The following is a 2256-nucleotide window of genomic DNA, read 5'->3' as shown; positions in this document are numbered from 1 at the left end:
GTGCAAATACCGAACCCGCTCCCGGACCTGATCCAGCAAGCGGGCAGACTGCAGTGGGGGATTGCGGGGTTTCGCGGAATTTTTATAACAGTATGAATTTCAGAGCATTGCCTTGAAATCCAGCGTGCAAGCGGCTTACCAAAGGTTCTGATGTCCAGATTAGATTGCAAGCGTCAGGTTATGTCGCAGGTTTTACGAAATACATTACGTTAGGCAGTGCAATGGCTGAGTTTCGTCGCATCACCAAGCGAGACAACAAGGCGAAGTTGTCTGAAATGGCAGTCAAGTACGAGGCGTTACTCTCTGAGGCGCTGGAATTTGCCAAGCGCAAAGCCGAATCGAAGCCACAGGCCGTTCGCGACATTCTCGCCACGGGCACCGTCGAAGGCATTGCATCAAACCTGAACGCCAAGGTGGCTGCAGTGTGCTATCGGGCAGAGCAGTACAGGCGTACGTGGCACAGTCTGACTCCCTGGCAGTATCTTGAGCACACAACCGTCGAAGAACAAGCCGACTCCATGCTCCAGACTGTCGAGGACAACCTCCATATGACGGAAACAAACTCCTGGCCTTCGCCCCCGTCGAATCCCAAACGGACCAAGGCAACTCCGTGAGCGGCGCAGCGCTGCCTAACCTCTCCGTCAAGGGGACGTCCCGCAAGCGGGCCGCTCCTTACGTCAAAGGGTAGGCAAATGCAAACAATCTTGAGTGTTGCGTTCGGCTTCATGGCGGTGTTAGCTGCCACGGCGATTACGGTGTTGGCAGGTTCCCCGTCCGCTGGACACCCAGCTCAGTACGCCGCAGCATTTATAGTCGCGGGGGTGATGCTGTCCGTGCCATTTGCCCTTGTATCCCTTTGGCTCGCTTTGGCTGACCGAGGCATCGAACGTGGCGAGAGGCTAYGGATTCTGGGGATCACGCTTTTGGTGATCGGGGCGGCCCGGTGGCTCGGAATCCTCGTGGCGATCGGCCCCGTGTTTGCGGAAGGAAGTCTTCTGCTCATGGCACTTGGCGGGGCCTTTCATATTCGGAGCAAGCAGCTAACCAAAGGGACGGGCAATGCATAACATGGCAGTCGACACGGACGTCCTCGAGGCACGCTGTCGCGCATATGGTCTGCCGATCACTTCTACGTTAGGCCGCAGCAAACTCCCTAGCCCCCAGCACAGATGACATCCCAAAAAAAACATGCCTAGTTTCACCATTGCCGGTCGCTTGGGCCCTGCACTCCTAGGCGGAGCCCTCGTTGCTCCGCTTGGTTGGGTGTCCTTCGGATCACTCCTGCCAGGTGCTGCGGCGCCTGTTGGCGCCTGGATGCTCGCTGCCGCCGTAGCGTTTGGCGCGCCGAGTACATCCAAGGCATGGCGTAGGGTTCTGCTCCTGGCAGGGCTGCTTTCATTTGTGGCGGCCTGGGCAATGTGGGTTGCGGTTTTAGGCGGCACGCAGGGTGCCGTTCAGGCCACACGCGCAGAAAACGCGCCAGGCTTCTCCCTTCTTGTCCTGGTTGGCGCCGTGTTGTTATTGTTCCTTGGACCTCCATTCTTCATCTTGCTCGGTCTGGGACTCATCGTACTTGCCCACTTTGTGGGCCGAGAAGAGACTCTTGACGAGAACTATAACGATGGGTCTTACTACAGGGCCAGCAACAATTACTTGACGAAAACTGCCATTCATTCACGCCACACGGGCAAGAGGCACAAGGACGTCAACGTTCGCCTCAACGGCTTTCCGATACTCAGATTGCAAGGATTTGACTGTTCGAACCGTGGCTCGTCTGATTCGACCGTCCACATTGACGAAAACTTCAAAGTGCAATCCCGATGAAGGGCAAGACAGCTAACAAATCGACCCGATGGCGACGATCTGCGGCGGCGTTTGGCCTCCACCGTTAGACTCCATTTCACATATGCCATCGCCAGTCATCATCGCGCTTGACCTCGAATCCTCGGCTGAGGCGTTGGCGTTGGTCAGTCGGCTCGGCCCCGAAGCCGATCACTACAAAGTTGGCCTTCAACTGCTCACAGAGGCTGGACCGCAGGTAGTTCGAGAGCTGGTGTCAGCAGGCAAACAGGTCTTCCTTGATCTCAAACTTCATGAGATACCGAACTCCGTAGCCAATGCAGTCAAGGCCGCTGGCAAGCTTGGAGTTTCAATGGTCACGGTCCATGCGTCGGCGGGTTCGACCGTTCTACGAGCGGCTGCCAGTGCTGCCGAGTCATACCCCAATCTAAAAGTTCTTGGCCTTACGGTCATCAC

At 56.6% G+C, this 2256-nt stretch carries 3 protein-coding genes; all 3 read left to right on the top strand.

Annotated elements, in window-relative coordinates; translation table 11 throughout:
• The first annotated feature begins 221 nt into the window (after positions 1–221).
• Entirely contained in the window at positions 222–614 is a 393-nt protein-coding gene (locus tag AC1D1P_RS21420; protein WP_477674358.1) for a hypothetical protein, read from the top strand.
• A gap of 700 nt (positions 615–1314) precedes the next feature.
• A complete protein-coding gene (locus AC1D1P_RS21415) occupies positions 1315–1824 on the top strand; it encodes a hypothetical protein (RefSeq protein WP_477674357.1) in 510 nt (169 codons plus the stop codon).
• Between the two features lie 82 nt (positions 1825–1906).
• The coding region (gene pyrF, locus AC1D1P_RS21410) for an orotidine-5'-phosphate decarboxylase (protein WP_477674356.1) at positions 1907–2256 on the top strand (350 nt) is incomplete at its 3' end.

The organism is Polaromonas sp. P1_E1_2, assembly GCF_056406035.1.
The sequence above is the reverse complement of the archived record's forward strand: the minus strand, read 5'-3'. Positions and strand labels throughout refer to the sequence as shown.

Coding starts and splice junctions, on each gene's coding strand:
- AC1D1P_RS21420 (WP_477674358.1), top strand. CDS start 222: ATGGCTGAGTTTCGTCGCATCACCAAGCGAGACAACAAGGCGAAGTTG.
- AC1D1P_RS21415 (WP_477674357.1), top strand. CDS start 1,315: ATGCTCGCTGCCGCCGTAGCGTTTGGCGCGCCGAGTACATCCAAGGCA.